Origin of the sequence: Neolewinella marina (genome assembly GCF_002631205.1) — a bacterium.
GTDB classification, from domain to species: domain Bacteria; phylum Bacteroidota; class Bacteroidia; order Chitinophagales; family Saprospiraceae; genus Neolewinella; species Neolewinella marina.
Map to the genome: position 1 here is coordinate 179,278 of NZ_PDLO01000009.1, position 6,000 is coordinate 185,277.

General features: G+C 61.5%; 5 protein-coding genes. 1 reads left to right on the forward strand and 4 read right to left on the reverse strand.

Annotated features, from left to right (window positions below; translation table 11 throughout):
• Nucleotides 1-144 precede the first annotated feature (144 nt).
• The gene (thiL, locus tag CGL56_RS16610; RefSeq protein WP_099107706.1) at nucleotides 145-1,173 is read right to left on the reverse strand and encodes a thiamine-phosphate kinase; all 1,029 of its coding nucleotides are present in this window, start codon (nucleotides 1,171-1,173) and stop codon (nucleotides 145-147) included.
• A gap of 629 nt (nucleotides 1,174-1,802) precedes the next feature.
• A complete protein-coding gene (locus CGL56_RS16615; RefSeq protein WP_099107707.1) occupies nucleotides 1,803-3,071 on the reverse strand; it encodes an adenylosuccinate synthase in 1,269 nt (422 codons plus the stop codon).
• 209 nt (nucleotides 3,072-3,280) lie between these two features.
• Here CGL56_RS16615 and CGL56_RS16620 point away from each other — a divergent pair, with 209 nt between their 5' ends.
• Complete coding sequence (locus tag CGL56_RS16620) at nucleotides 3,281-4,075, forward strand: DUF1206 domain-containing protein (protein ID WP_099107708.1); 795 nt, start codon at nucleotides 3,281-3,283, stop codon at nucleotides 4,073-4,075.
• On the opposite strand, the gene CGL56_RS16625 is transcribed toward CGL56_RS16620, so the two are convergent.
• Both CGL56_RS16625 and CGL56_RS16630 read right to left on the reverse strand, forming a co-directional pair.
• Nucleotides 4,072-4,629: a GNAT family N-acetyltransferase gene (locus CGL56_RS16625; RefSeq protein ID WP_099107709.1), complete on the reverse strand. Its 558-nt coding sequence runs from the start codon at nucleotides 4,627-4,629 to the stop codon at nucleotides 4,072-4,074. The two genes, CGL56_RS16620 and CGL56_RS16625, sit on opposite strands and share 4 nt — an antisense overlap.
• 9 nt (nucleotides 4,630-4,638) lie before the next feature.
• Nucleotides 4,639-5,307: an SOS response-associated peptidase gene (locus CGL56_RS16630; RefSeq protein WP_099107710.1), complete on the reverse strand. Its 669-nt coding sequence runs from the start codon at nucleotides 5,305-5,307 to the stop codon at nucleotides 4,639-4,641.
• Between the last annotated feature and the right edge of the window lie 693 nt (nucleotides 5,308-6,000).

Below are 6,000 nucleotides of genomic sequence, written 5' to 3' on the forward strand. Positions count from 1 at the left end.
AAGGAGTCAATAACGTGACATTTATCCCTCGCTTCGCTCGGGCCGGGTCACGGGAGAATGGATTGACAGTGCCTTACCTACCCGAGCGAAGCGAGGGGCAAGTGAAACACCCTTGACCCCTTGACCCCTTAGCCCCTTGACTACCTATTCAAAATGATTCCACCCCTGGGCAGTAATCTCATGGATATTCCCCCCCTTGGTGTGCAGCTTCACGCCATCTTCCCGGGCTACGATTTCGCCGGCGATGTAGATGTCGGGCAGGAAGCGGATCTTCTCGGTGTCCTTGGGGTCGATGGTGAAGAGGAGTTCGTAGTCTTCTCCGCCGGAGAGGGCGCAGGTGATGGGGTCCAGATTGAACTCCAGGGCCTGCAGCTGGGCGTCGTTGGAGATGGGTACGCCGCTTTCCTCGATGATGGCTCCTACGCCGGAGGCCTTGCAAATGTGGAAGAGTTCGCTGGCCAGTCCGTCGCTGATGTCGATCATGGAGGTGGGCACGATTCCTTCCTTGGCGAAGGTGTCGACCATGTCGGTGCGGGCTTCGGGCCGCAGCTGGCGGGCAAGCAGGGTGGGCGCGTATTCGCCCATGTCGGGTTGCATGTCCGGATTGTCCAGGAACACCTGCTTCTCCCGTTCCAGCAGCTGCAGGCCGAGGTAGGCCCCGCCAAGGCTGCCGGTGACGCAAACCAGGTCGCCTACCTTGGCGCCGCTGCGCCGGGTAATGCGGTCGGCGGGTGCCCGCCCGATAGCGGTTACGCTGATGATGAGTCCGCGGTTGGAGCTGGTGGTGTCGCCTCCTACCAGGTCTACCCCGTACTGCTCACAGGCGGCCTTGATGCCGGCGTAGAACTCGTCCAGGGCCTCCACCGAGAAGCGGTTGCTCAGGGCAATGCTCACCGTGATCTGCTGGGGCCGGGCGTTCATTGCGCAGATGTCGGAAAGATTGACGATCACCGCCTTGTAGCCGAGGTGCTTCAGGGGGGTATAGGTAAAGTCGAAGTGGATCCCTTCCACCAGCATATCGGTGCTCACCACGATCTGCTCATCGCCCCCCGCGATGATGGCCGCGTCGTCGCCGACGCCAAGCACGGTCGTCGATTGCCGGTTCGCAAATCCGGAGGTGAGGTGATCGATGAGGCCAAATTCGCCCAGGGTATTTACGTCGGTACGTTCCATAGCATTACTGTTGGTGATGAGAACCCGTGGGGGGGGAGAGGGTTGTGTCGGGGGCTCAAGGGCTCAAGGGCTCAAGGGCTCAAGGGCTCAAGGGCTCAAGGGGTGAAGGAGTGAATGGGCGGCAAGCTACCCCTCGCTTCGCTCGGGTATGTGCGGCACTGGTCAAGGAGTGGAGGGGTGAAGGGCCGAAGGGGTGAATGGCGTTGGAGCTACCCCTCGCTTCGCTCGGGTCTGGCTATCCGGCATTCATAGTTCTACACTTTTCGGCCCGGTAGGTGGGGGGGCTGCTGTATTACTTTTCCATAAGCACACACCGAATCATTTCCCGAGAATACTGAGCAACCTTTTGGTGTGGAGACCGCAGCGCCCGGTGCTCCCTTGCTCGCGTATACAAAGGGCAAAGCCCCCTTTGAAGTCACCCGTTCTGGCTGAGCGCGGCTAAGAGGCAGTTCCCAACGCATGCAGGGCGAAGCAAGGCACTTATACAATGCACCCACCCGAGCGAAGTGAGGGACAAATGTCCTGCCATTGACCCCTTGACCCATTAGCCCCTTGACAGGTCCCGAGCGAAGCGAGGGATAAATGCCCCGCCATTGACCCCTTAGCCCCTTAAGCGCTTGACCCCTTGATCAACGAATGACCAGCTCCTCCCGGTCCGGCCCGGTGGAGACCATGGTAACGGGGACGCCCAGCTTCTCTTCCAGGAAGCGGACGTAGTCCAGGCAGGCCTCGGGCAGTTCGCTTTCTTCCTTGGTGCCGGAGAGGTCGGTGTTCCAGCCCGCTACGTCGGTGTAGATGGGCTCGTAGTTTTCGTGGACGAGGTCGAAGGGCAGTTCGCGGCTCGTCTCACCGTCTACGCGGTAGGCGTCGGCGGCGCGGATGGTTTCGAACTTGTTGAGGACGTCCACCTTGGTCACGACGATCTGGGTGACGCCGCTAAGCATGATGGTGTACCGCAGCTGTACCAGGTCGATCCAGCCACAGCGGCGGGGGCGACCGGTGGTGGCGCCGAATTCGGAACCTTCCTTGCGGAGGAATTCGCCGGTCTCGTCGTGGAGCTCGGTGGGGAAGGGGCCGCCGCCAACGCGGGTGCAGTAGGCCTTGGTGATGCCGATGACCTCACCGATCCGCTGGGGGGCTACGCCCAGGCCGGTACACACGCCGGCGGTGATGGTGTTGGAGGAGGTGACGTAGGGGTAGGTGCCGAAGTCGATGTCGAGCATGCTGCCCTGGGCGCCCTCGGCCAGGACGCGCTTGCCGGCCTCCAGGGCCTGGTTGATGTAGAATTCTCCGTCGACGAAGGGCAGGGTGCGCAGCCGGTCTACGGCCTTGAACCACTCCTCTTCTTCCTTGGCCAGGTCGAATTCAATGTAGGGGTAGAGGCCCACCAGCTGGAGGTGCTTCTCCTTGAGGCGCTCGTAGCGCTCCTTGAAGTCGGGGGCTTCCAGGTTGCCGACCCGTAGGCCGTTGCGGCCGGTCTTGTCCATGTAGGTTGGTCCGATGCCCTTCAGGGTCGAGCCGATCTTGCGTTCACCCTTGGCGTTTTCGCGGGCGGCGTCGAGCAGGCGGTGGGTGGGCAGGATCAGGTGGGCCTTGCGGGCCACGAAGAGGCGGTCGCCGTAGTCGATGCCCGCGGCGTCCAGGTCGTCGAGCTCCCGGGAGAGGGTGATCGGATCGATCACCACGCCGTTGCCGATGAGGTTGTCCTGTTCGCGGCGGAAAATGCCGGAAGGCACCGTGTGCAGGACGAACTTCTTGCCGTCGAAGATCAGGGTATGGCCGGCGTTGGGGCCACCCTGGAAGCGGGCAATGATGTCATAACGGGGGGCAAGAACGTCTACGATCTTACCCTTGCCTTCGTCTCCCCACTGGAGACCCAGAAGTACGTCTACGGCCATGTCGGATTGGCTTTAGCGGCGGCTCCCGCAACGGTGCGGAGCGCCCTTTCGTAAAAGGAGGCAAAGGTAAGCGCTTGGCGGGACTTCACCCTTTCTGGTAGGTTAGTCAAAAATCATGGGAATTTGCGGTGTTCTCCGGCACCCGCTCGCGAGCCGCACCTCCGCGAACATCCAGCGTAGCAATTGCCATTATATGAGTAAACACACTCATGGGACTCAGTCATTCCACCCAAAACAAGCTCTTCACCCTCGGCTACACGGCCAAGGGGGTGGTGTACTCCCTCATCGGCATCTTTGCCCTGATCGGGGTGATCGGTTCGGCGGGCAGCGGCGGCAGCTGGGGCCCCAAGGAGGTCATCAACTGGATTGGCTCCAACGCATTCGGGAACATCCTGTTGTTCCTCATCGGCCTGGGGCTGCTGGCGTACTGCAGCTGGCGGTGGATTACCGCGCTCCAGGACAAGGAAAACGAGGGCTCCGACAAGGAGGGGATCGCCAAGCGGCTCGGCTACGCCGTGAGCGGTACGGCCTACGGCGTTCTCAGTGTTTACGCCTTCAAGTTGGCCCTGGGCTCCGGCGGCGGTAGCGGGCAGAGCAAGCAGGACATCATCGCCCAAATCCTGTCCAAAAGCTGGGGCCCCTGGGTGATCGGCCTCATTGCGGTGATCATGGCCGGCGTGGCGATCTTCCAGCTGTACCGGGCCCTGAAGGACAAGCATATGGAAGGCATCAAGGGACTGCAACTGAACGAAAAGCAACGTAAAACCTTCGAGCGGACGGGGGAGGTAGGCCTCACCGCCCGCTTCGTGGTATACGGTATCATCTCCTATTCCCTCCTCCGCACCGCCCTGATGGACGATCCGAGCCAGTTCAAGGGCATCAATGAATCCCTGGACTACATAGGGAACCAGAGCTACGGACAAATCCTGCTGGCCATCGTGGGCCTTGGGTTGCTGGCCTACGGGCTCTTCATGTTCATCCGGGCGCGTTACGAACGGGTCTAGAGCGACTTCTCCATCTGCCAGTCTTCCATCAGGTAGCCGTTGCCGATCTCCGTATCGTGGCGGCCCAGCTTCTCGAACCCTAGGTGTTCGTAGAAATCTACGGCGGGGTTCTGGTAGTTCACGTCCAGCCGCAGACTGTGCTGCCCGGCCCGGGCGGCCAGCCGCTCTACGTGATTGATCAAGAGCCGGCCGTAACCCTTGCCCTGGGAACCGGGGAGCAGGTATAATTTGTGAATCTTGGTGGTGCCGGGCCGATTGTCGAACTCGTGACTCACGTAGCCCACCGCCCGGTAGCGCTGTCCCTGCATATGGGCGTAGTGCTCGCCGCCGCGGGGGTACATGGGGTCGTTGTCCTGTACCAGCAGGAGGTGGTACTGATGCCCCTCCGCAAGCTGCCGCCGGATGGCCTCGGTGCTGTACATGCGGTCAAGCATGAATTCGATCTGCCCGTCGGACAAAATCGATCCGAAGGTGTGGGGCCAGGTCGCACGGGCGATGCCCTGAATGGTCTTGATGTCGTTTTCGCCGGCGGGTTCGATGCGGTAGGTAGTCATCCGTAGGGGTTAATCCAGGGGTTGGTGAAGCTCCGGTCCGTTGTTGCGGACGTTGCCGACGGCGGAGGAAACGGGGTAGGCCCGCAGGGTACCGTCGGGCGGGGTCTGGAGGAGGTCGAGCACGGTTTTCAGGTCGGCGTTGGGGTCCAGCCAGGTACTCTGCCGCTCCCCGTCGGTAAGCAGCATGGGCATGCGGTCGTGAATGGGCGTCATCTCCCGGTTCGGGGCCCCCGTGATGACGGAGTAAGTGTACACCGGCTCCCCCTCTCCCCGCCATTCTTCCCAGATGCCGGCCATCACCAGCAGGCTGTCGTCGGCCGGCAGGATGCGGTGGGGAATCTTCTTGCCGCCCTGCCGCTGCCACTCGTAAAAGCTGTCGCCGATCACCAGGCACCGGCGTTCGCGGATCGGCTTGCGGAAGCTGGGCTTGTCCTCGATCCCCTCCCGGCGGGCGTTGATCATGCGCGCGCCGATCTTCAGGTCCTTGGCCCAGAAGGGCACCAGCCCCCACCGAAAACTCGACAGCCGGTCCGGCTGGGCGTCCGTAATCACGAGCCCGTCCTGGGTAGGCGCCAGGTTGTAATTCACCGGCAAACCCGCCGGAGGCGTGATGAGGTCGCGGGAAAACTGCTTGCGCAGCTTCGCTTCATCGATTACTACTGAGTATCGTCCGCACATGGGTTAAGGAGTCAAGGGGTAAAGGGGCTATGGGGTCAATGGCGTGGCAGTTGTTCCTCGCTTCGCTCGGGTCGGGGGTGCAATGGGTCAATAACTCAATGGGTTAAGGGGGCAAGGGCAGCACATTTATCCCTCGCTTCGCTCTGGCCGCGTTCAATAAGTCCAATAGTTTAAGGGGCGCAGAGGGCCATCGGTGTTGAAGGTAAGAAGGTACCGGATAGTACGGAGCCCGTACTGAAAGGTTGTCCCCGATGTCCGGAAGATGATCCAGGGAAAACGCCGTGCGGGCGGAGCAAGGAAAGAAAGTCGCGTAGAAAAGAAGATAAAAAACCTCCTTGCCGCCCCACCCGAGCGAAGCGAGGGATAGTTTGCCGCCCATTCACCCCTTCAATCATTCAGTCCTTCACCCCGTGAGCCCTTGCCGCCCCCACCCGAGCGAAGCGAGGGGCAGGTTGCCGCCCATTCACCCCTTGAGTCCTTATCCCCGTGAGCCCTTGCCGCCCCCACCCGAGCAAAGCGAGGGGTGAATGCAACAGAATTGACCCCTTTACCCCTTGACTCCCTGCCCCGCCCCCACCCGAGCGAAGCGAGGGGCGATTTGCCGCTCATTCACCCCTTCAGTCCTTCACCCATTGACCCATTGACCCCCTTGCCGCCCATTCACCCCTTCAGTCCTTCACCCCGTGAGCCCTT

Bases quoted from the DNA above. Each gene is read 5' to 3' on its own strand.
- thiL (WP_099107706.1), bottom strand. From the start codon at position 1,173: ATGGAACGTACCGACGTAAATACCCTGGGCGAATTTGGCCTCATCGAT.
- CGL56_RS16615 (WP_099107707.1), bottom strand. From the start codon at position 3,071: ATGGCCGTAGACGTACTTCTGGGTCTCCAGTGGGGAGACGAAGGCAAG.
- CGL56_RS16620 (WP_099107708.1), top strand. From the start codon at position 3,281: ATGGGACTCAGTCATTCCACCCAAAACAAGCTCTTCACCCTCGGCTAC.
- CGL56_RS16625 (WP_099107709.1), bottom strand. From the start codon at position 4,629: ATGACTACCTACCGCATCGAACCCGCCGGCGAAAACGACATCAAGACC.
- CGL56_RS16630 (WP_099107710.1), bottom strand. From the start codon at position 5,307: ATGTGCGGACGATACTCAGTAGTAATCGATGAAGCGAAGCTGCGCAAG.